This window comes from Weissella uvarum, assembly GCF_016908785.1.
Classification (GTDB): domain Bacteria; phylum Bacillota; class Bacilli; order Lactobacillales; family Lactobacillaceae; genus Weissella; species Weissella uvarum.
In genome coordinates this window covers 116,926-139,645 of record NZ_JAFBEO010000001.1, presented here as the reverse complement: position 1 = coordinate 139,645, position 22,720 = coordinate 116,926, and the positions used below count along the sequence as shown (strand labels likewise).

Below are 22,720 nucleotides of genomic sequence, written 5' to 3'. Positions count from 1 at the left end.
CAAGGGAGCACGGTGCAAGCTAAAATTAAATCGTGAATTTCAATCATTGATAAGCTCTTACGATCTAAATCAGTTAAACAGTTTAAAAAGCGTTATGCAGTCGCATTAAGATTAGGGGAGTAAAAAAATAGCTTCACTTGAGTTTAAAAAGGCGAGCGCGTACTCTGTAAGTTCAAGTAGGGATACATGCATAGTTTATTTTCCTTTTACTGCCCAACCGTCTAGTTGGTGCCATAAGGCTTTAAAATTAGCGACTTTCTTTTGTTCGGATAAGTCAGCGTGATTAATCACTTCACAGTTATCCATCAGTTCTAAAATAAATTTGTTACTCATATGTTGGGCTTACGGAGTCATGTGTCCAGTCCTTTCTTGACGGCGTCCATAATAATGGTGTTCGTTTGTTCTTTAGATAACGCTACGTTGTCGGATAGTAGACTATCTTTAACTTGTTGGGTAACATCCCCGACAATATGTGCAATAAAGTTCTGATAATCGGGGATGTCTGCAATTAAATAACTTCGTCGGCTGTGGGGATTACGTGGCCGAATGAGCGTGATGAGTTCATCTAAATCATAGAGTTTGGTGCCTCCTTCGATATGGGGGTGTAATTTGCCTTGTTTTGTCCAATTAATAATTGTCATGACAGAAACATCAGCCAATTGGGCGGTATGTGTTTGATTAGCCACCATAGCGCCATGAAGTGTTACAATATTAGATGTCATAGTAAAATGTTCCTTTCATAGTTGGTTAGTACCTCTGTGAGAGGTATGTAAGCGGTCTAGGTCTTCGTAATGCCTAGGTCGCTTTTTGTGTTTGGGACACGTTAAATTTGGTCGGATTTATTAATGAGATAATAAGCTGATACATGTTTTCCATGTCTAAGTAGATACCGCAGTGTCTACTGTGTAACGAGTGTTAACTGCTGTTTGATTTGTGGGTAGTCCATCCCCAATTCAATTAAATTAGCGATAATGGTGCGGTAACGCTCTACCTTGATGTGAGTGCGTCTTGGGCATTAGTCACATTACGGGCTTGTTTGACCTGTTTCGAGTTCATGCCGATGGCAACCTTGTATGCTAGATTGTGGAACGTGCTGTACATAAATGGATTGTCGGGGAAGTGTGCTTTAATGACTTCGCCTAAATCCTTATTAGTTTGGTGATTACGTTCTAGTAGAACTTGTTGATTAACTAATTCTTGTTTTGCTTGTCTGAATGCAGTAACAAGAGCAAACTTGAAATTAACAACCGTGGGCGTATTATCTAGTAACGTTATTAGAAAGGTTGCTTGATCTTCATTTAAATGAATTTCTTTGATTGGGCGACCACCTTTTGAACCTTTGAGAGGTTTACGCATTTCAAATGCCAAAACTCCCAGCTCTTCAAGTTTGTTTTTGTGACGGTTAATTAATTGCATAATTGAGTGACGTGAGTTTTTAGTAAACTTTTCTATAATGGAAACAGTTGTATATGGTTCATCTTTTAAATTGTGGTAAAATACGAGATCTGTATTCATGGTATAATTCCTCCTGGACATTGTTATGTGAGCGCCATCTCTTTATGGAGGTGGCGTTTTTTTGTTTTACATATGCTTGGTAGGCTGATTTGTATGATTTAGTTGTCTAGTTGTTCGATTAACCAATTATTCACGGCTGTGAACGTTTTGCTATTAACTGCAAAAGGGGGCTCTGTATCCAGAACTGCTTGTACAGTCGGGCGAGATAATTCTAGTTCATTCGCTAACGCGGTACGGGACAGTCGATTTAAGGCCTGCTTTTTGAGTAAAGCGTTTTGCTGTGCTTGTGTAATAATCGCTTGCATTTGTTAACTTCCTTTCGTGTTTTCAAAATGGGGTGTAAGCAAATAATAAAACACCCCAAAACGAAAATCAATCATTATTTTTCAAATTGGGGTATTATGCTATAATAAATTGTAAATATGTAGTTTAGAAATTGGCGGTTAAATCGATGAACAGATTGAAAGAAGTTAGAAAAGAAAATGGATTGACACAAAAAGATGTTAGTGAAGGTGCAGGGATACCAACCAATACTTATTCAAATTATGAGCGAGGAGATCGTGAGCCCAAGCTTCAAACTTGGAAAAAATTAGCTGCTTATTTTGATGTTGATGTTGGTTACTTGCAAGGAATAACTGATGTAAAAAATAGTTGGGATGAAAAATATATTAATTACCCAAAAAAAGAATATTCTTCAGTATCAATCAAGGAAGATGAAGAAGCCTCAACTTCACGTCTGCAAGGAGGTCGATCAGATGAATTGTCACAAATATTAAATATTATGCACTTTGATGATCTGAATCAGAAATTGGCGAATATTGAAGATCGTAATTCAGTTGATAAATTGTTAGATGATATCTTGCTTGCTATAGATATTACATATTCAAACGATAGAGGTGATGAAGAAGGGACTAAATGGGATTGGTTAATTTCTGTTGAAGAGTCTGTGAGTTCTATTATAAATGAGGAGATTAAACAATCAGATAAGGCAATTGAACGGGCTAAATATATTGAAAAAAATGATTAAAGAAGCACAAGCAAACAATAATATTGATTTACCAGATAATTTTTTTTGAAAATGATAGGCAAAAAGAACGAACAAAGTATTACTTGGATACGTATGGTATTGACGTAGATTTTATAAGTGATACTCAAATCAAAATAAAATTTTGATTTGAATGTGGATGAAATCCTCGCGCTTAACTATTCGTTAGTAGTCTCCTCCCGGAGCTTGGAATAAGGTTTACACCAAATCGGGCGAATACTCATTTTTGAGTAAAAAGGGGGGTGGCAAGTCACCATCTCCCTTACGAACTGGGGTCGCAATTCACGACCTCTGTTTATAAACCAACGCGCCATTGGATAGCATTAGCAATTTAGGGTGTCAGCAATATTACCGACACTTGTTTAATTTACTCGGACCAGATTTGGGCCGAAGCAAATTTGCGTTGGTGATGAGGTAGGCGGACACTTCCGCCGACCGTTTAATTTGGCAGTCCAGATTTGGACCGCGAGATTTAAGGTTGCGAACTTTTGCGCAGACCTATTTAGCTAAGCATGTCGTCCATTAGTGGGGATGAGATGTATCCGATCTTGGTTGACCTGTTAATTTGGCGGGCTCGGATTTGATCCGAGAGATTGTTATGTATTAGACGGCGCAGATTTGCGCCCACGATATTAGCTGAGGTACGCCCGTTCAATAACAGACGTAACTAAGGGATTTTTATGGGCGTACTTCAAGGTGCACCCATGACGATAAAGGGGATGAGTTATGAACTTAAAAAACTTGGTGCAGTTGGTAATTGATAATACAGACGGTTACGAATCGTTTCCGTTCAATAAAGACAATAGTCATGAAAAAATTGTGTGGCATGTCATTAAGCATGAAAGCAATAACAAGATTATTGCGCTAGTGTTTGAAAAAGATGATGAGTTGCTGATTGATTTGAAGTTAACCATTGAGCATGGGCAACAAATGAGACTATTAAGAGGCGTTGGGGCTGGTTATCATATGAACAAAGAGCACTGGAATACGGTACATGTTAATGATACAGACGTGTCAGAGAGCGAGTTAATTAATATGATTAAAGAGAGTTCTGATTTAACTAGCTAAAGTTCCGGTGACGTATAGTGAGGTAAGAAATGATGAAAAAATTAGTATTTGCATTAGCAGGAGTTGCGATTATCGGAATGGGTGCATATATCGGATATGAGCACGTAAGTTCAAAAGATAATCCAGATACTGATGTACAAGTGGCACCAAAACAATCGAGTTCGGAAAGCAAGAGTGCAGAAGAAAATGATACAGAAGTATCGACAGAACATGTGTCTGATGAGAGTAATACCATAGATGATACACAGCAACAAGGAAGTGGTTCAGAAGTGGATGATTCTTACAGTAAAGGTTATGCAGCGGGTGTTGAGATAGGTAAGGAAGATAATCGTGTTGGGTTTATTGGGCAAGCGTCTCCTGGTATTAATGTGGGTGGAAATTTTGTACGGGGTTGGGAAGATGGTCGCAAAGCAACGGATAGGCCAGGACTAAAACCACAGTCAAATGGGGTCAATCTATCGGCCGAGGAACAACTTAGTCAAATTGCTAACGACCCTTCGAGTCACCCAACTCCTGATCAGGAACGAGCGATGAGTCCTGAACAGCGCCAAACTTTTGAAAAAACACATCATATTAACTAACGAATTTTATAGATAAGTTATGTCGTATTGTCATCAGTTGAAGTTGAGTAACGAATATGAGGCGCTAAATATTTAACCCCCCTATGGTTGTCAACAAAAAGGAGCGCACACAGTTCGCCGTCTTACAAAAATGTTGAATTTTCAAAACTTTTTTCTAGGGGGGATACCTTGCTAGAAACGTTGATATAAAGGCATTCTAGTTTTAAAAAGTGCGGTTATATGCCGTGTTTTTAGAACAGAGTTAGCATGTTGAGACGCTATAAACGTTGATATATCAATGCTTAGACTATGGTGAGCACTTTACTGCATGATTAAAGTGTTGATATATAGGCATTTATCGCTGCTATGTATGACCTTATTTTGTAAGGAGTACGCTAAAAAGCACTGTGTTTTGGCAGAGGTGGCAATAAATAATACCTTTCTTTAGGGTGTTCGAAATGTCAGGATACATCCCCAATTTTTGATTAATAACCGAATATCTTAGATGTGATTAACCTGTTTCATCCTATCCATTTAATGGAATACATAGCTTGGTAGGCTGTGAAAGGAACATAGAAATATGGCAATTACGAAAAAGAAAAATGGGAAGTATCAAGTACGGGTGTATGTTGGCTATGATCATATAACTGGTAAGCGTAAAACCAAGTATGCAACGTGTGAAACTATGCGAGAAGCAAGACTAAAAGAGGCACAGCTAATCACGGATGTTGAAACGGGGGAGCTTGTCCCTGAATGGGATAAACCAAAAGTACAGCAACATTACACTTTTGATGAAGCTTTTGAGGAGTGGTTTGATATATATAAACAACAAGGTTTTACGCAATCTACTGTAGATAAAACGGAACAATATTTTAAGTTACATCTTTTACAGCCCGAATTGTTTGGTGGGATGTATTTAGAACGGATGACGCGTAAAGAGGTGCAGGATCGTGTGAATGTGTTTTTAGCAAAGTATGTTACAGCCACGAAAATGCTAGGCTATGCTAGCCAAGTGTTTAAATATGCCGTGGATAGTGAACATATTAAGTGCGATGAAAATCCATTGGATCATATCCGTAAAGTTCGACCTAAAAAAGCTCAGACAAGGAAAGTCAAATACTACAACGAGGGCCAGGCTCAATTATTTGAAGCTGGATTTAATGAATATTATGATGATAAGCCAATGTATAAAGCAGTGTACACTGTCCTATTACGTACGGGTATGCGAATCGGCGAGCTGTTAGGTTTGCAGTGGCAAAACGTGGATTTTGCTAACAATTTGTTAACACTTAATGGACGTATGACATACTTAGGAGATGGCACAAGGAAATATGAAAGTGGATTGAAAAATGGGGATGGTGTTAGGGTTATAGAAATAGATAAAGTAACACACAATAAGCTTAAAGACTGGCACAAAGCACAACTGCTAGAAGGTTTTAAAAGTGGTACTCCAATTCAAACTGAAGATTTTGTATTTCCGTATGCGCGAACTTCAATTACAAACAGCTTTTACAGATTTCAAGATTGGTTTAATAAAAATCATGAGGAGCAACTACCACATCTAAACCTTCATGGACTTAGGCATACGCATGCTAGCCTTTTGATTTCGGATGGAGTGGAATTAAAGAAGGTTGCTGAACGTTTGGGTCATAAGGATATTACAATTACAGCAAATATTTATGCGGATGTGACACCTAAAGCTCGACGTGAGGTTGCGGATAAGTTTAGTGAAATTATGGCAAAAAAATAGCTATGCTATATGCCGTATTGTAGTGATTTTTGTGTTATGTAATATGCCTTTAACATAAGAATGCCGATATATAGGCGTTTTTAGAGGTCACAGTCGAGTCCCACTGGGTCCATATACAAGGCTAATATAGAACTGCTTACAGAAAGTATGATAAGTTAGATGAACTAATTGCGTTGCTTTTGCGTGCTGTCTGTGTTGTAAATTTAATAAATTAGCCTATTAAACTTGGCCGCCGTCCTTTTGGATGGCGGTTTTTTAATTGATTGATGTTATATGACTAAAATTGAAGGGGAAGCAGTATTTAAGCCAGGATGGTTATCCAAGAAATCTATTAAAACGAAACGAGATATTTCTTCATTTCGTAAGGATTCAAAGAACGAAAAATGCTTTAAACCGAAGTCTAAAAAGATAAGAGTGAATGGTATCAAGCTGTTAGTCGGATGAATTCACGGCATGCCGACCGCAATTTGCCAGCAAAGCAAGGTATTTAAGCACTTAAACCGCTTAATTCAAAAACCAGGCAAACTAAGGTATTTCGTATACCAGGAATGTTAATCAAAAAGGCGGTTAAAAGTGGTAAGATTGCTTCGAAGTTTCATTAGAAAAAATATTGGAAAAATACGGTAAATGATTTTAATTATAAACTAGGGGTGTGGAAGTGATGGATGTATATAATCAAGCAAATTCAATTATTCGAGAGAATAAGAATAATCTGGACATAATTACAGCAAATGCTACGGATCAGGATATTATTTATGCGGAAAATAGATTATCTGTAACATTTCCAGCTGAGTATAAGCAATTTCTAAATGATTATGGCTTTTTAATATATGGTGGAATGGCAATTAAGGGGCTTAACCACGAAGCATTAGATTCTGATTCTACATTTAATATTGTTTGGGTGACTGAGACTGAGAGAGCAGAAGGATTGCCTAGTAATTATCTTATTTTAGAAGAGTCGGGTATGGGAGAATGGTATGTGCTAGATGTATACAGTGAAAGGGTTGAGCTAATAGATGAAGCTTCTTATGAACTTGTTGATGAACCTGAAGAATCATATAATAGTTTTTCAGCTTATTTTTATAAAAAAGTAAAAGAAGAAGACGAAATCGATAGTTAATTAGCGATATGATAAATTATTTCTATGATTAGAAATGAAAGACTAGCTTTTAATAAGGTGTTTTTTTAACTCAATAGTTTTAAATAAATTAGTTATATTGATATAACTAATTTCATTTGGGAAGTCTAAAATCATTATTTAATAGCAGAAGAAGCTGTTTCAAAATTGAACTTCCAAGAACGGCGTGCGACTAATTAAGAAGGGTATCCTGGTTCAAAGGAGGATGTCAATAAGGTCAACGTTAAGCGCAAAAAAGAAAAAGACTTAAGACTACTAAGAGTAAGACTTGGAAAAAGTCCGCTGAAAATTTTTGTCGTGAAACTATGTATGTTCGTCGGAATGGGTATTAAATGGATCAAGAGAAAAAAGGGTGTGGCTCAGACTTTAATAATTTATGGTGATGATTGGAATGATGAATATCAAGAGTATTTATACGCGTACCCAGTTTATGCTGAACATACGATAGTCACAGCAGGAAAATATGATTTAAGTGATGATGATGACATAGATAAAATTGCATACGTCAATTTTCCACTATTGTATAAGCATTTTGTAGCAACCGTTGATAGGGAAATCCAAGATGGTTATAGTAAAAATCCAAAAAGATTGCGTGACTTGCTGGCAGAGACCAAAACGGCTTTTGGGCTGGATAATTAAAAAAAGTGGGAGTTCCTGCACGATGGGGAAATTATAAATATAATGTTTCTGTTTCGAAAGAAGGAAGGTAAGCATAAGGCAACTGAAATGAAGTCATTCACAATTGGTGAGAAGCATCCGGGAAATCGTCAAGGCTAAGTATTTTTGAAAAGGGGAAAAAGCTTTTGGAAGCAGCAGCCTTTTTAGGGTATAACTAATGCTGTGCTAAAGCGAGTCGCTCTCGTAATTTGGCATGCACGTTTCAAAAGTAAGTGTTAAGACACCGCGTTTACAGTAAATCTTACAAAACGGGAGGTGGTGGCTTGGCACAAACTAGAGAAGGGTGTTTGAGTTTGATAGACTGGTCTATCTTTCTTGTAGCTTTGGGTAAATTCCTAGTGTATTTATCGATTGCTTATGAAAACAAGAAAAAAGCCGATCACTTCGATAAGAAGTAACCGACTTTAACACTCAAAACACTTACAAAACGTGTTGCGTTAGGTAATTCGCACTTACCTAGCGCTTTTTCTATACCTAATTGTAGCTACTTGGATTTAAAAAGGCAAGGCATATTTTAGTACCTGTGGTGGGGTATTTCAGACTGCGTGACTTTATCATGTGACAAGCCTATAATGTGCCTTGACGTTATTAAATGGAGGATACTATGGATTTAACAGAGAAGCTGGATGCCTTACGAGATAAAGCAGAAAAGATTAAGGATAATGGGGCCGAGTTAGGCAATGACTATGCTCAATTAGGTAAGGAAGTCGGTCAAGAATATCAAGATAAGGCTCGCGCCGCTAAGAAGATTTTTGAGGATGATAAAAAATGACAATGACAATGACAATGGCCCTTTGGGTGAATACCTTGGTATTAGTGGTGGGTTTTATTGCCATCATTGGGATTCCTTTCGTACAACAACGTAAAGCCAAACGAGATGCTAAGCGTAAGGTGTTGGATGTGACGTTGAATTTTATTAATTATATTTATGATGAAATTTTGACTAAGCAACAATATGATCTTAAAAAGTTGGATGCTTACAAGAATTTTGAAACGTACAAAGTTGTGATGTCGATTACTCGAGTAGATGACGATTTTGCCTATACATTCTTGGATGATGTTGATGATGCGTTAAAGCAAATCAATGGTACGAGTGATAGTGTATTCCAAGCCTATGAATTGATTAAAAACTTGTACATGGACGCGCAAGAAAAAATTGATAAAGGTGATTTATAATCACGTGACCTCTTAATTCATGATTTTTATGAATTAAGGGGTTTTTATTTTTAAAAGAGTGGGGCTACTGAATTTTAAAAGCGCAAACTTATTTAAAAAAATTGAAATTTTGTCGTATATATTTACTAATCTAAAAATAATAAAACTTTTCTTAATCCCATAATAAGAGAGTTGTAAACGGTTTCCAAACGGTTTACTTACTAAAGTATCCTGGAAGTTTGAAATCAAAACATGATAAAATCGTAATAATCTCGCAACATAGATTTTATTTCGTGAAACTGATGCATTGGGGGGATAATCCAAAAATGTTTAAAAGACATGCCAATTTTTGGCTTTTTATCGTGAAGACATTGTTCTACACGATCGTCTTATTAATTTTGTTATATCTATATGGATACCTTGGACATGGTCAAGGTAACTTCATCTACAACGAATTCTAACAGGTACGGAGAATAATCATGAAGATTGAAAATATGCTTACGACCATCGATAATTATGCAGCAACACAAGGTGACCAAGCTGTGTATGATGTCTTAGGTGAGCATCACACTTATGCTGATTTAAAACATGATTCAGATGCAGTGGCAGCCTATATCGATGGTTTGAATTTGCCAGCTAAAGCACCAGTGATGGTGCTTGCTGGACAAGAGTATGAAGCCTTGGTTACCTTTGTTGGTCTGTCTAAATCAGGACATGCCTACATTCCAGTTGATATTAATTCGGCAAATGAACGCTTAACGTCAATTTTGGAAATTGCACAACCAGCGGCAATTGTCGCAGTTGATCCATTACCAATTGATGGATTAGATATTCCGGTGGTTGAACCACAAAAGTTACGCATTGTTATGCAAGCTGATGTGGACTATCAAATGGAACACGCTGTTAGTGGGGATGATAACTACTATATTATCTTTACTTCTGGAACGACGGGTAAGCCTAAGGGCGTGCAAATTTCACATAATAATCTACTTTCATTTACGAATTGGATGATTACAGCGGAAGCATTTAGTGCACCCAAGCAGCCACAAATGTTAGCACAACCACCTTATTCATTTGACCTTTCAGTGATGTATTGGGCACCAACCTTGGCCTTGGGTGGTACGCTATATGCTTTGCCACGTCCAGTTATTGAAGACTTCAAGCAATTGTTTGCGGTCTTACCTGACTTGCCAATTGAAGTGTGGACATCAACGCCTTCATTTGCAGATATGGTGATGCTATCGGATGACTTCAATGCTGAAAAAATGCCACAAATTAAGTATTTCTACTTTGATGGTGAAGAATTAACGGTAAGTACAGCTCAACGTTTACGTGAACGTTTCCCAGATGCTCGTATTGTAAACGCTTATGGGCCAACTGAAGCAACGGTTGCCTTATCAGCGGTGGCGATTACTGATGAGATGTTGGCTAGTGGCGAACGCTTGCCAATCGGTTATACGAAGCCAGATTCACCAACTTATATCTTAGATCTTGATGGTAATGAGGTGCCAAATGGTGAGAAGGGTGAAATTGTAGTGACTGGACCTGCTGTTTCTAAGGGATATTTGAATAATCCTGAAAAGACAGCAACGGCCTTTTTCGAATATAATGGACAGCCGGCTTACCATACTGGAGATTATGGGATTATGGATGATGATGGTTTGCTACATTATGCCGGCCGGATGGACTTCCAAATTAAATTCAATGGTTATCGGATTGAGTTGGAAGAAGTGTCACATATTCTTAACCTTTCAGATATGGTCGAATCAGCGGTGGCGGTGCCACGTTACAATGATCAACATAAAGTTCAACAATTGTTGGCATATGTGGTACCAAAGCCTGGTTTGTTAGAGCAGTATGATAAGCCATTGAAGTTAACGCAAGCCATTAAGGCGACGTTGTCTGATGATATGATGCCTTACATGATGCCTTCACGTTTTATTTATCGTGATGAATTACCACTTACGCCAAATGGGAAAGTGGATATTAAAGCCTTGATTGCCGAGGTGAATAAGTCATGACAAATTGGTTAGCAGCTCTGCCGAATATGCAGCCTTATGCTGACCCAATGTACTTTGGCTATTTGATTCTAGGGCTAATCCCAATTGTGATTGGTTTGTTCTTTGGCCGTCGTTTTCAAATTTATGAAGCAGTTTTCTCATTTGTGTTCATTCTATTGATGTTTGCCGGTCCCAAATGGCCACAGTTTTACGCGTTGGTCGGATACATTATTTGGCAAACGGCCTTAGTACAGTGGTATCAATATTATCGACGAAACAAGGATGGTAATTGGACGTTCTACATTATGGTGGCGTTAGCGATTTTGCCACTGGTTATTGTTAAATTACATCCGGTCTTTAATCAAGGGAAAGCTTCAATTATTGGGTTCTTAGGAATTTCATATTTGACCTTCAAATCAGTGGGAATGCTGATGGAAATGCGTGATGGCGTCTTGAAGCATGCTAAAGTGTGGTCAACACTCCGGTTCTTACTCTTCATGCCAACGCTTTCGTCTGGGCCAATTGATCGTTATTCTCGTTTTGAAAAGGATTACGAGAATGCGCCAAGTCGTTCTGAATATGTCGACTATGTGCAAAGCGCGGTTTGGAATATCATGCTTGGTTTCTTCTACAAGTTTATCGTGGCCTACATGATTCAAACTTTCTTGTTAACGCGTTTTCAAATGTCCGCTATGGCCCACGGTGGATTCTTCAATCTACCAACAATTGGTGTGATGTATAGTTATGGTTTCTATCTTTTCTTTGATTTTGCAGGATACTCGCTTTTTGCGATTGCTATTTCAAAATTGATGGGAATTAATACACCAATCAATTTCAATAAGCCGTTTATGGCTAAGAACATGAAGGATTTCTGGAATCGTTGGCACATGACTTTGAGTTTCTGGTTCCGTGATTATGTCTTTATGCGTTTAGTCTTAGTCTTAACGCGAAATAAAGTATTTAAGAATCGTAACGTGACTTCAAGTGTGGCTTATCTTGTGGATATGTTGGTCATGGGATTCTGGCATGGTGTAACATGGTGGTATATCCTATATGGCTTCTTACATGCGATGGGCTTGATTGTCAACGATTGGTGGCTTCGTCAAAAGAAGCAGAAGAATTTGGCCCGTAAGAAGGCCGGTTTAGCACCATTGCCAAGCAATTGGTTCACACAGGGTGTTGCCATTTTTATCACATTTAACTTTACGATGTTTACATTTTTGATTTTCTCAGGTTTCTTGAACCGACTATGGTTCCATTAATTATTAAATAAGGGGTATTTACAATGGACGTACAAGCAGAAGTAATCGCAACAATCGAAGATTTATTTATGGAAGATGTTTCAGATATGATGGATGAAGACTTGTTTGACGCAGGTGTTCTTGATTCAATGGCTGTTGTTGAATTAGTTGTTAACCTTGAGGCTAAGTTTGGCATTAAGATTCCTGTTTCAGAAATGGGCCGGAATGATTGGAATACAGCTAATAAGATTGTCGAAGGTGTAAAGGAATTACAGAATGCGTAAAAAACTTTGGCTGATTTTTGGGCCACTGTTATGTGCGATGGTATTAGTGGTTGGATGTATTTTTGCAGCCAATACGCATCCAAAACACAATTTATTGCAAGAAAAGCGGGCGGCAGTTGCCACGTCAGCGACTGTTTTCAAAAGTAGTGTTTTGAAAAACCAAGCATTGGGTGATCCAAATCATCGCTTTGTACCATTTTTTGGGTCAAGTGAATGGACTCGGACGGATTCAATGCATCCAGCAGTGTTAGCTGACCGTTATCACCGAGGTTATCGTCCATTTTTGTTAGGTCAAAAAGGAGCAACCTCATTGACGCATTATTTTGCAATGCAACAGATGTTACCAGAAATTCAGCATAGGCAAGCCGTATTTGTGATCTCACCACAATGGTTTGTGCCTGATAATAAAAGTACATTGAAACAGAGCTTCCCGATTTACTACAGTAATGCTCAAGGACTTGATTTCTTGAAACATCAACGTGGTACAGAAGTTGATCGCTATGCGGCTAAGCGTTTCCTAAAAACAATGCCTAGCAGCTCAATTAAAGGTATGATGCAAAAGGTGGCTGATGGTCAGCCATTGAGTAACTGGGATCGCAAACGTATTAATTTGCAGTTATCAATGAACAATCATGAAGATGCTTTCTTCAGTGATTGGAAGATGAGTAAAAATTATGAGAATCGGATTGTGGCAAATAGCAAACACTTACCTAAGACTTATAATCGTCAAAAGTTAAGTGAAATTGCTAATAAAAATGCGACGGCTAAGACAGATAACAATGATTTTGGGATCAATAATACATTCTATATGAAGCGCTTTAAGGGTAACCCAGCACGCTTTAAGAATACCCAAAAGCATTTTTCATATGAACAATCACAGGAATACAATGATTTCCAATTGGTTTTGGAGCAATTTGCTGCTTCAGATACAAATGTGATGTTTGTGATTCCACCGGTGAATGAAAAGTGGTCTCGTTATACTGGATTGAGCCAGAGTATGTATCAGAAATCGGTTGCCAAAATGAAGTATCAATTACATTCACAAGGCTTTAACAATGTGGCCGATTTGTCACGCGATGGTGGTAAGAAGCACTTCATGCAAGACACGATTCATCTTGGCTGGCAAGGTTGGTTGGCATTTGATGATCATGTGGCACCATTCTTGATGCATAAACAAAAGCAACCACATTATCAAATGAATCATAAATTCTTTGATAAGAGTTGGGCTAATTACAAGCCTAAGCCTCACGATAAATTCACACAATTTAAACAATAAAAAAAGCGCGGGTGGCAGGAATGTCATGCGCCTTTTTTGGAGGAAGTTATGCCGATTTCAGCGACAGCAAGAGCATTAAATCAAAAGTTAAAAGAAACTAAGTATCGACAAGAGTTGATGAATAATTTTGCGCAGACTTACGAACAGCCAATTGACGAACGTCCGCTTGATGATACATTTCCACAAAGTGTTCAGCGCGAGCAATATTACTTAGATGAGCGGTTAGTTCAGCGGTTAACCCTCACTGACACCATCAAAGGTGAATTATTCATGATTCACGGTGGTGGTTTTGTGATGGAACGTTCGCTGGCGTTTAACCGAATTGTTACGGCCTTTCTAAAGATGGGGTATGCGGTAACTGTACCGGATTATCCATTAGCACCAGATGATACAGCGCGGATTCAGGGATGGACGTTACAGGTTTATCAAAATTGGGTGCAACAAACGACTGGATCCCATTTCATTTTTGGTGATTCAGCGGGGGCCAATATTGCGTTGCGCTTAGCCTTTGATATTCGAGACCAAGGGCTAGCGCGTTATTCAGCCATGGAGTTGTTATCTCTATGTCCTGATCGCACATTTTCAGCAACGCCCGAACAAAGAGATGCCGATTTAGTCCTTGATGCTGATCAGATGCAACAAATGCAAGAGGATGTTGCGTTTACGCCATTCGATTTTATGCATGAAACAAACTATGCTGATTTGGGGCAGGTGCGTTTTGATAGTGGCGAGAATGAGGTGAGTGTACCAGCCGTTGAGCAGTTAGCTGAAACAATGGCACAGGAACCAGGTAATCAAGTTACTTGTGAGATCCATTCAGAGATGATTCATGATTTCTTGATGTGGCAAATGTTGCCAGAAGCGAAAGTGGCTTTACAAGCGGTTGACCAGTATTTTATGGATAATAAGCATTAAAAAAACGATGGAACGCAAATTGCGTTTCATCGTTTTTGTTATTTGAATAGATTTTTAACGGCTTCAGCGACACGTTTACGGGCATGGGTATCCATTTGCTTATAGATATTCTCAGGTAATTGTGAACGTTGTGCCGGCGTTAAATGTTCCTGACGAATGGCATTTTTTAATGCCATAATTAAATCAGATTCATTATCAACGACTGGTCCAACAATATCGTGAGGGTCAATTTCAAAGTGCCGGTTCTCAACCAGTTGATCAAATTGATAATAAATGACCGGACGGTTTTGGAGGGCGAAGTCAAAACTAATACTTGAATAATCAGTAATCATGACTTGGTTGCGACGCAATAGATTTTGCAAATCATTGCGGGGTTCCTTCATGACTTTAACAAACTTTGATGTGAACAAAGGCATATATTGTTGCATAGCTGGGTGCAAGGCAAATGAGATATGCAAATGCTTCTTATCAGCTAGCTTTTTCAATTCAGGGCTATTGATAAGGGACATATAAGTTTGATAGAACGTACTCTCCTTGAAATCATCGTCAGACAAGTTAATTAACTTCCGACGACGAGTTGGCATAATCAAGACGTGGCGACGAGCCTTAAATGATGACCAAGCACGATTCCGCAAGATACCATCAAAACGTGGCATGCCTGTTAACAAGATTTGCTTATCGGTGTAATCAAATTCTTCCTTAACGAAGTTGGCTTCACGGTCTGAACTAACCACGATTTGCGTATTTGGCAAAGGCTTGACGTCTTTAGGTTGCGCCTTTAAGCCAGCGATACCATGTTGTAAATCAATCTTTGGTGTTTGGATGATTTTTTGCATGAGGTATTCTGAATCAAATGGCATTAAGTATGTGACGAAATGGGTGTACAAGAAGGCGTCAGCCATTAAGAATAGTTCTAAGTGGCGCGGGGTTTGAAAATCAATAATGTGGTCATCATAACGTTCAATATTGTCACGTTCTGATGAATCCTTGGCAAGAACATAATACGTATCAAATTGCTTAGCGTAATAGCGATTCAAATAGTTAAACATTACTGAGCCATTATCATGGGCCGAATTTACCGTCTCCATAATCAAAATAATCGGCTTGTCATGTGGTGCTTGTTGTTGGAGCGTCGGATTCTTGGCTTGGTAAGCCGCTAATTGAATTTGGAGTTCCTTGGGCACAAAGCTGGTTGAATAAGTTAGTTGACGCTCATTCGTCAAAGCTGGTTGTGCGAGCAAGCAATTTTGTTGATCATAGCTAAGATAGAGTTCCTGGAAATCAGGCTGATTATCAATCTTCAAAGCTTGCGTCACATTTTGAATATCTTGTTGATCTTGATCAATGTTCAACCAGAAGGTGAAGGCTACTTTTTCACCATTTGGTTGTTTTTGGGGCGTGAAATCAAAGTTCTTGCTAATTGAAACTGGTGAGAATTCACTAATCACCCGACTTTTAAAGATACTTTGACCCATATCAAAAGTTGATGTCACGGCTGTGGCAATGTGGGTACTTTGTTCAGTGTTGTTTTCGCCAATAATTAATTGGATATTGGCTGGTGTGACAACATTGGAATAAACATCGAGGGTCACCTTGATGTTGTCCTTAGTTTGTTCCAAATTAACTAAATTAGCACTTCTAAATAGCGCGTAACCGCTTGGTAACTGGTTAAGCGTGAAGCACATATTGCCATCAGCATCCATAAATAGATACACATGGTCACTGCCAACACTAGCTGATAGTTTATTTTCAGGGACTAAAAAGTTCTCATGCTTTAAATCAATCGTTTCAGCATCAACGGGTGAACCAAAAACAACACGTGCGCTGATGATGTTTTCTGATTGCATAAAGTTGATCACTTGCGTAGCATCAATCGTATACGAATGAGCACCTTCATCAGAAAAATAGGTTTCTGAATTAATGCCTTCAACCCGAAGACTCGGTAATACCCTTTCACTTGAAATAATAAACTGGCCCTGTGAATAGTGAGCCTTTACATAAGTAGCCATACTGCGCACATCCCTCCATAAAAGTTTCTGTTTCGTCAACACATATTGTACAATGGTCCCAATGGTAGTTAAACGAATTTAGCCTATCCTTAAGGGTTCATTAATGAATTTATATAATCTTCAATGGCCCATTGCATGCTGACATGTCATTCTGCATGGACGATATGCTCGGCTTATGCTAAAGCGTGGCAGCAATTAGTAGATAAATAGGCTTAGTCGGCAGAATTATGCTTGAATTCATGGGCCCATTTATGTATAATACTTATGTTGTGTTTGTGTGACCCACAAACTGCAACCATTCGTCGCCCGTATTAAGTGGTCTAAGACCCGCAGGCACGGTGAGTCTAAGTTGTCGCTAGCACTGCTAGCATTATAAAATTATAGGAGGTCTGCAGACTCATGGCAGCATATGCAATTATTGAGACTGGTGGCAAGCAATACAAGGTTGCCGCTGGTGATACAATCTACGTCGAAAAGCTAGATGCCCAAGCAGGTGAAAAGGTTACTTTTGACAAGGTTATCTTCGCTGACGGTAAGTTCGGTACACCTTATGTTGATGGTGCATCAGTAACTGGAACTGTTGAGAAGCAAGGTAAGGAAAAGAAGGTTGTTACTTTCAAGTACAAGCCAAAGAAGCACTCACACTCAAAGCAAGGTCATCGCCAACCTTATACTAAGGTTGTCATTGACGCCATTGCCTAAGACATCGGAAAGAGGAGGATTTAAATCATGGAATTAAATTTGAACAACTTGACGATGCTTGCTCACCACAAAGGTGGAGGTTCATCAGCCAATGGTCGTGACTCAGCTGGACGTCGTCTAGGTACGAAGCGTGCAGATGGTCAAGATATCAAAGCTGGATCAATCATTTACCGTCAACGTGGAACTCACATCTACCCAGGTGTAAACGTTGGTCGCGGAGGCGACGATACTTTGTTCGCCTTGACTGATGGTGTTGTAAAGTTCGGTCGTATGGGCCGTGACAAGCGCCAAGTTTCTGTTGTTTCTCGTGAAGAATACAACGAAATGATCGCTAAGTAATTAAACTTAATTAAAGAGCCTTACCATTTTGGTAGGGCTCTTTTTTGATGCTTAAAGTTTAAAAATAAAAGCGTTGCACCACCAATTGGGGATGCAACGCTTTTTTAGTTTAGTTTTCTTTCATCCATTGGTAAGTACCATAGAATGAATTCAATAACATAATGATATTCGTCATCAACATTGTGGTAGAACCAGCCTGGTCTTGTTGGAGTAGGTGGATATAAATTACTACGTTCAAGACATTAATGGTAATCCAGAACAACCATTGTGAGCGTTGACCAAATGACATAAGAATTTGGCCGACAATCCCAAGTGGTAGCAAGGCGGCTTCAAACAATGGCAAGACACCATCATTCGCCGCAATGTTACGGTTCAAGATGAAGTATAGTACGACCGCCGCCAACAAAACTAAGATGAATTGGAGACGTGTTAAACGCTTGGCATGGACATGATCACTGTTGTTCGTATTCATATCCTTTTGCCAGAAATACATTCCTACGAATTGCATGACGATGTAGAAGTATTGCGTATAAGTTGAACCAATTTGATGATTCATCATGGCAATTACAAGCCATGCAATCGCAGAAATTAAGCCCCAGGCATAGTTTGAAAGTAACCCTTTGTTAACAAAAATAAGGGAAACGACCATGGTTAGACCAGCCACGAGCGAAATGATGGCACCAGTTGAATAATCATGGACTGAGAAAAAGACAATTAATTGTGCTAGCAACATGATAGCCATTAAAGCCCAATCAACGACATTGAACTGCTTGATTTCTTTGGCCTCATATTTTGGGCTGAAGGCATGTAAGCAGCCTTGGAAAGTCGTTTCAAATACTGAACCAGTCTTAGTTACAATTGCGTTAAACATCATAGTTCCTTCCTAATTAAATACCCTAAGTTAAAAAATGCAGCGTGTTTATGTTTATTATCATAACAGCAAGTCTCATTAAAAGTAATAATACCAATTCATTTGTAATCTTATTGTGATATTTATACTATTTATTATGATTTACCAATAATTATCATCGTATTTAAACGTTTTAAAAGCAAACGATATAGTGAGAACCTTCTTGGTCAGTTAATTCAAAAATATGAGGAATAATTTAAAAATTGTATTTGATTCTATTTTGAGTATATCATTACCTATTTTTGTTATGTATATTTGAGTGTGGGATAATAACTTTAAAGTAATTAACAATAAGATATGCAAAAATGAATAAATAATATGCATAGTTTCGTAGGTGGTCAAATGGAGAATCTTAAAATAATAAAAACGAAAAATTCAGTCGAAACTGTAAAGGATTTTCAAAAAAATTTAGAGGAAAGTGGCGAAGTTAAAGATTTTCCTCTACAGTATCCGACACTGTACATTGGCCATGCAAAAGATAAGAATGGGATACATAAGGCTTATGTAGGTGAAACAGATAATATCATTCAACGTACAAAAGAACATTTGATGACTAAAAACGAAGATTCTTTAAAAAAATTGAATGGACTAAATGCGGAAGGAAAAGCTGACTTATATATTGTAAAACATAGAAAATTCAATAAAAGTGCAACACTCTTACTTGAACAGAAATTTATGGATTATTTGTTAGGTGATCCTAAGTATGAAGATATCAATTCTGATGATGGGGACGGTGAATCAGTTCTAAATCGAAGAAATAATGCCCAATCCGATTTTTATCAGAAAGATTTGTACGAAAAAAATATCTTTCCAACAATTTGGAATGAGTTGTTTGAGAACGGTGTTGTTTCAGATATGGCAGAGGTAGAAAATTCAGCCTTGTTTGCGAATTCCCCTTTTAAAGACTTATCTGATGAGCAATTCCAAGCAAAACTTGAAATTGAAGACCTAATTCAAGAATATTTAAAGGAAGATTCAGAAGAAACTAAGGTTATTAAGATTAGTGGTTTAGCTGGTACAGGGAAAACTGTTCTGATGTCAGCTTTGTTTAAGGATTTGTATGATATGGGGCAGACATCCGAATCAAATAAAACGGTACAGTTATTAGTAAGACAACCTCAACAACTCAAAATTTACGAAGAGATGGCAAACAAATTGAATATGAAAGATGGCGTTTCTTCCGTCTCATCATTCGTATCTAATAAATTTATTAGGGATATTGTATTGGTGGATGAAGCACATGCGTTGTGGTCAGGAAATCACGGTAGAGTAAATTCAGAAGAATGGGACCCAGATTTAATATCAATTACTGAGCAAGCTAAAATTGTGGTCTTAATTTATGATTCTAATCAAGTAACAACTGGAAAATCATATTTATCTCAAAATCAGCAAGAAATAATTGATAATGCTAAAGAGATTAAGTTGACAAATCAATGGAGAATGGAAGCTTCTGAAGAAATGAGGAATTTTATTCAGGGATTGGGGAATTTAGAAGTTGGAATACTAAATAAGTCTGTTCCAAGAGATGATAAATTTGGTTATGAGCTGCATTTTTTTGATTCAGTAGAGGACATGTATCAAAAAATTGTTGAAAAAGACAAAGAAAATGGTCTATCAAGAATGTTGGCAACTGTTGATTGGCATTTCAGTCAAACAGGAAATATAGATGATTGTATGGTAGAAGTGGGTGATTTTAGATTACCCTGGAATTTAAAGACTGATGAAGTTATCAAGGGACAAAAACAAGGAATCCCGTGGCAAGAGATTCCAGAATCTATCAACGAAGTAGGATCCCAGCATACGGTTCAAGGATCAGATTTAAACTATGTTGGGTTAATATTAGGCCCTTCTATTCAGTATGACGAAGAAAATGAATCAATTAAGATTGATCCGACAAAATCACAGTCATATGATGCGTTAAAGAATTACAGTATTTATGAAGATCCAAGCGGTGAGGAGTTACGGGAGCACCAAATCAGTAATTTGAAGCATACGTTGAATATTTTATTAACACGTGGTGTACATGGTCTATATATTTATGCTGTTGATTCAAAACTACGAGAAAAGCTCTTACAACTTAATCAGAACTAGTATAGAGCTGATTTTATAAACTAAAAAAACTGTTTCCACAGATTGTGGAAGCAGTTTTTTCGTTTATATAAAATTGTTTAATGTTGATTTTGGCGACGTAATTGCTTAAGTGCTTTTTTGCCACCAATCATGCGGTTCAACTTAGTTTGTTCAATCATTCTAGCATCCATGTCACCGTATTGTGCTTCTAATTGAAGTTTTTGATAATTTTCAAAACGTTCCTTCGAAAGTTCGCCAGTTTGGATCGCGGCTTTAACAGCACATTTTGGTTCGGTGGTATGCGTGCAATCATTGAATTTGCATTGCACTGCTAATGCTTCAATGTCTTCATATGATTTAGTAATGTCAGTATTACCAACGCCTAATTCACGCATGCCAGGGGTATCAATCACAATGCCCAAATCATTAGGTAATACATATAGATCACGGCGCGTGGTGGTGTGATGACCTTTATCGTCATTACGTAAACCATCCGTTTCAATATGTGCGTCGCCAATAAAATGATTGATAATGGTTGATTTACCAACACCAGATGAGCCGATGAAAGCCGCTGTTTTACCCACATGTAAGTGTTTTTGAATGGTTGCATAACCATCTTTCTGGGCATTGGTTGTTAAAATCACATCAACGCCGAGAGCGATGTCCGAAATTTCTGCTAGCCTAGCTTGAATATCTGAGCAGAGGTCAGACTTCGTTAAAACGATGTAAGGCATCGCACCGCTATCCCAGGCAATGGCTAAGTAACGTTCAAGGCGCCGTAAATTATAGTCTTCATTAAGTGACATACAAATAAAGATTGAATCAATATTTGTGGCAATTAGTTGTGTCTCAGTGCTATTTCCGGCACTTTGTCGAGTCAACGTACTCTTACGTGGTAAGACGTCTTGAATGATTGCAAAATCATCCGAATCAGGGTAATGATTTAGCGTAACAAAATCACCTACTGCTGGGTATTCTTCGGCAGAATTGATTTCGTAAAAATACTTACCTGAGATTTTAGCGAAACCTTCACCATGATCGGTTAGTACTTTATAGATATCTTTGGATTGTGATGATATACGGCCGATTATCTGATTAGATTCTAGTGTAGCTGCAGTTTCAGTGGTGTAACCAAGTGTTTTTAAGTTATAGTGTGTCAATTTTTTATCCTCCAAAAGTTGAAAATGTCATTTCAAAACTTATGAGAGGCAAATTGCAGTTGCTTCTATTTATTTTGCAAGTGCCTCTCGGCGCATTACAATGTCCAACTGTTGTTCAGTCTTTTTAAGCATAAAACTGATCTCCTTTTCTAATTACTATTGCGGTAGTTTAGCATGAGTGAGGGGATGCGTCAAAGATATATGCAAGAAAAGATAGCTTAGTAGGGCTGATTGGGTTTGGGTAAAATAAAAGTATGATAGGCTTGGATAAACAAAAACAATATGGTGGGGAGATATGTAATGGGTGACAATATAACAAGATGTGCCTGGGGTCAGATTGAAATTAATCAACAATACCACGATACAGAATGGGGGCGACCTGAACACGATAATCGACGTTTGTTCGAAGCACTGACTTTGGAGATTATGCAAGCGGGGCTTTCATGGCAAACCATCATGAAGAAGCGTGACAATTTTAGAAATGCATTTGCCAATTGGGACTATGCAACGGTTGCTAATTACGATGAAAAACAGGTTGAATTGTTACTGCGGGATGCTGGTATCATCCGGCATCGTAAAAAAATTGAGGCAACAATTGCGAATGCGCAGGCTATTGTCAATTTAGCGCCAATGACCTTCGATGAATATGTTTGGCAATATACGGATGGTCGCACGCTTATGAATCATTGGGCAGACGAGCATCAAGTTCCTAGTACAACGGTACTCGCACAAACCATGAGTAAACAGTTTAAAGCCGATGGATTTCAATTTGTGGGGCCAAAAACAATGTACGCTTTTATGCAGGCAGTTGGCATGGTGAATGACCATATTGAAACTTGTGACTTTAAATATATAGGTGAATAAAGGCCTTAAATATTTTGAGATACATAATGCAATTCTAGATG

General features: G+C 38.1%; 25 protein-coding genes and 1 other annotated feature. Of the genes, 18 read left to right on the top strand and 7 right to left on the bottom strand.

The features are described 5' to 3' along the window. Positions 1–195: 195 nt before the first annotated feature. From JOC36_RS00715 to JOC36_RS00700, 4 genes are all read right to left on the bottom strand, one after another. Positions 196–333, bottom strand: a complete 138-nt coding sequence (locus JOC36_RS00715; RefSeq protein ID WP_205144592.1) for a hypothetical protein — start codon at positions 331–333, stop codon at positions 196–198. Positions 334–350: 17 nt separating this feature from the next. Continuing rightward, positions 351–722 (bottom strand): MerR family transcriptional regulator, encoded by a 372-nt coding sequence (locus tag JOC36_RS00710; protein WP_205144591.1) that lies wholly within the window; start codon positions 720–722, stop codon positions 351–353. 265 nt (positions 723–987) lie between these two features. Further along, positions 988–1,515 (bottom strand): Rha family transcriptional regulator, encoded by a 528-nt coding sequence (locus JOC36_RS00705; protein ID WP_205144590.1) that lies wholly within the window; start codon positions 1,513–1,515, stop codon positions 988–990. 98 nt (positions 1,516–1,613) lie between these two features. After that, positions 1,614–1,820 (bottom strand): hypothetical protein, encoded by a 207-nt coding sequence (locus JOC36_RS00700; RefSeq protein WP_205144589.1) that lies wholly within the window; start codon positions 1,818–1,820, stop codon positions 1,614–1,616. Positions 1,821–1,966: 146 nt separating this feature from the next. On the opposite strand from JOC36_RS00700, the gene JOC36_RS00695 reads away from it, so the two are divergent. The 14 genes from JOC36_RS00695 to JOC36_RS00630 all read left to right on the top strand — a co-directional run bounded on the left by JOC36_RS00695 (position 1,967) and on the right by JOC36_RS00630 (position 14,625). Then, positions 1,967–2,542: a helix-turn-helix domain-containing protein gene (locus tag JOC36_RS00695; RefSeq protein WP_205144588.1), complete on the top strand. Its 576-nt coding sequence runs from the start codon at positions 1,967–1,969 to the stop codon at positions 2,540–2,542. A gap of 744 nt (positions 2,543–3,286) precedes the next feature. After that, on the top strand, positions 3,287–3,628 hold the full coding sequence (locus JOC36_RS00690; RefSeq protein WP_205144587.1) for an MmcQ/YjbR family DNA-binding protein: 342 nt from the start codon (positions 3,287–3,289) through the stop codon (positions 3,626–3,628). Positions 3,629–3,657: 29 nt separating this feature from the next. After that, the gene (locus JOC36_RS00685) at positions 3,658–4,209 is read left to right on the top strand and encodes a hypothetical protein (RefSeq protein WP_205144586.1); all 552 of its coding nucleotides are present in this window, start codon (positions 3,658–3,660) and stop codon (positions 4,207–4,209) included. Between the two features lie 559 nt (positions 4,210–4,768). Continuing rightward, complete coding sequence (locus tag JOC36_RS00680; protein ID WP_205144585.1) at positions 4,769–5,938, top strand: site-specific integrase; 1,170 nt, start codon at positions 4,769–4,771, stop codon at positions 5,936–5,938. Between the two features lie 661 nt (positions 5,939–6,599). After that, positions 6,600–7,058: an SMI1/KNR4 family protein gene (locus JOC36_RS00675; RefSeq protein ID WP_205144584.1), complete on the top strand. Its 459-nt coding sequence runs from the start codon at positions 6,600–6,602 to the stop codon at positions 7,056–7,058. 339 nt (positions 7,059–7,397) lie between these two features. Beyond that, positions 7,398–7,715 carry a hypothetical protein gene (locus tag JOC36_RS00670; protein ID WP_205144583.1) on the top strand — a complete coding sequence of 106 codons (318 nt, stop codon included), beginning with the start codon at positions 7,398–7,400 and terminating at the stop codon, positions 7,713–7,715. 643 nt (positions 7,716–8,358) lie between these two features. Then, positions 8,359–8,526 carry a hypothetical protein gene (locus tag JOC36_RS00665; RefSeq protein ID WP_205144582.1) on the top strand — a complete coding sequence of 56 codons (168 nt, stop codon included), beginning with the start codon at positions 8,359–8,361 and terminating at the stop codon, positions 8,524–8,526. Beyond that, positions 8,523–8,930, top strand: a complete 408-nt coding sequence (locus tag JOC36_RS00660; RefSeq protein WP_205144581.1) for a hypothetical protein — start codon at positions 8,523–8,525, stop codon at positions 8,928–8,930. The genes JOC36_RS00665 and JOC36_RS00660 overlap by 4 nt, the downstream gene beginning before the upstream one ends. 305 nt (positions 8,931–9,235) lie before the next feature. After that, complete coding sequence (dltX, locus tag JOC36_RS00655) at positions 9,236–9,370, top strand: teichoic acid D-Ala incorporation-associated protein DltX (RefSeq protein ID WP_205144580.1); 135 nt, start codon at positions 9,236–9,238, stop codon at positions 9,368–9,370. Positions 9,371–9,388: 18 nt separating this feature from the next. Further along, the gene (gene dltA / locus JOC36_RS00650) at positions 9,389–10,930 is read left to right on the top strand and encodes a D-alanine--poly(phosphoribitol) ligase subunit DltA (RefSeq protein ID WP_205144579.1); all 1,542 of its coding nucleotides are present in this window, start codon (positions 9,389–9,391) and stop codon (positions 10,928–10,930) included. Continuing rightward, the gene (dltB, locus tag JOC36_RS00645) at positions 10,927–12,171 is read left to right on the top strand and encodes a D-alanyl-lipoteichoic acid biosynthesis protein DltB (RefSeq protein WP_205144578.1); all 1,245 of its coding nucleotides are present in this window, start codon (positions 10,927–10,929) and stop codon (positions 12,169–12,171) included. Before dltA ends, dltB begins: the two co-directional genes overlap by 4 nt. 23 nt (positions 12,172–12,194) lie before the next feature. Next, a complete protein-coding gene (gene dltC, locus JOC36_RS00640; protein ID WP_205144577.1) occupies positions 12,195–12,434 on the top strand; it encodes a D-alanine--poly(phosphoribitol) ligase subunit DltC in 240 nt (79 codons plus the stop codon). Further along, complete coding sequence (gene dltD / locus JOC36_RS00635; RefSeq protein WP_205144576.1) at positions 12,427–13,710, top strand: D-alanyl-lipoteichoic acid biosynthesis protein DltD; 1,284 nt, start codon at positions 12,427–12,429, stop codon at positions 13,708–13,710. The genes dltC and dltD overlap by 8 nt, the downstream gene beginning before the upstream one ends. Before the next feature lie 48 nt (positions 13,711–13,758). Continuing rightward, complete coding sequence (locus JOC36_RS00630) at positions 13,759–14,625, top strand: alpha/beta hydrolase (protein WP_205144575.1); 867 nt, start codon at positions 13,759–13,761, stop codon at positions 14,623–14,625. 38 nt (positions 14,626–14,663) lie between these two features. On the opposite strand, the gene JOC36_RS00625 is transcribed toward JOC36_RS00630, so the two are convergent. Then, the gene (locus JOC36_RS00625) at positions 14,664–16,634 is read right to left on the bottom strand and encodes a CDP-glycerol glycerophosphotransferase family protein (RefSeq protein WP_205144574.1); all 1,971 of its coding nucleotides are present in this window, start codon (positions 16,632–16,634) and stop codon (positions 14,664–14,666) included. A 283-nt stretch (positions 16,635–16,917) separates the two neighbouring features. Beyond that, positions 16,918–16,990, top strand: a sequence feature (ribosomal protein L21 leader region). Between the two features lie 43 nt (positions 16,991–17,033). Between JOC36_RS00625 and rplU the strand changes: the two genes are divergently transcribed. Both rplU and rpmA read left to right on the top strand, forming a co-directional pair. Beyond that, the gene (gene rplU / locus JOC36_RS00620) at positions 17,034–17,336 is read left to right on the top strand and encodes a 50S ribosomal protein L21 (RefSeq protein ID WP_205144573.1); all 303 of its coding nucleotides are present in this window, start codon (positions 17,034–17,036) and stop codon (positions 17,334–17,336) included. Positions 17,337–17,363: 27 nt separating this feature from the next. After that, positions 17,364–17,675: a 50S ribosomal protein L27 gene (rpmA, locus tag JOC36_RS00615; protein ID WP_205144572.1), complete on the top strand. Its 312-nt coding sequence runs from the start codon at positions 17,364–17,366 to the stop codon at positions 17,673–17,675. A gap of 109 nt (positions 17,676–17,784) precedes the next feature. On the opposite strand, the gene pnuC is transcribed toward rpmA, so the two are convergent. After that, a complete protein-coding gene (pnuC, locus tag JOC36_RS00610) occupies positions 17,785–18,546 on the bottom strand; it encodes a nicotinamide riboside transporter PnuC (RefSeq protein ID WP_205144571.1) in 762 nt (253 codons plus the stop codon). A 381-nt stretch (positions 18,547–18,927) separates the two neighbouring features. Between pnuC and JOC36_RS00605 the strand changes: the two genes are divergently transcribed. Continuing rightward, positions 18,928–20,676, top strand: coding sequence for a DNA/RNA helicase domain-containing protein (locus JOC36_RS00605; protein ID WP_205144570.1), 1,749 nt, complete (start codon positions 18,928–18,930; stop codon positions 20,674–20,676). A 77-nt stretch (positions 20,677–20,753) separates the two neighbouring features. Here the strand turns inward: JOC36_RS00605 and rsgA are convergent, their stop codons facing one another. Beyond that, positions 20,754–21,815 carry a ribosome small subunit-dependent GTPase A gene (gene rsgA, locus JOC36_RS00600; protein WP_205144569.1) on the bottom strand — a complete coding sequence of 354 codons (1,062 nt, stop codon included), beginning with the start codon at positions 21,813–21,815 and terminating at the stop codon, positions 20,754–20,756. Between the two features lie 300 nt (positions 21,816–22,115). On the opposite strand from rsgA, the gene JOC36_RS00595 reads away from it, so the two are divergent. Beyond that, positions 22,116–22,679: a DNA-3-methyladenine glycosylase I gene (locus JOC36_RS00595; protein WP_205144568.1), complete on the top strand. Its 564-nt coding sequence runs from the start codon at positions 22,116–22,118 to the stop codon at positions 22,677–22,679. Positions 22,680–22,720 lie beyond the last annotated feature (41 nt).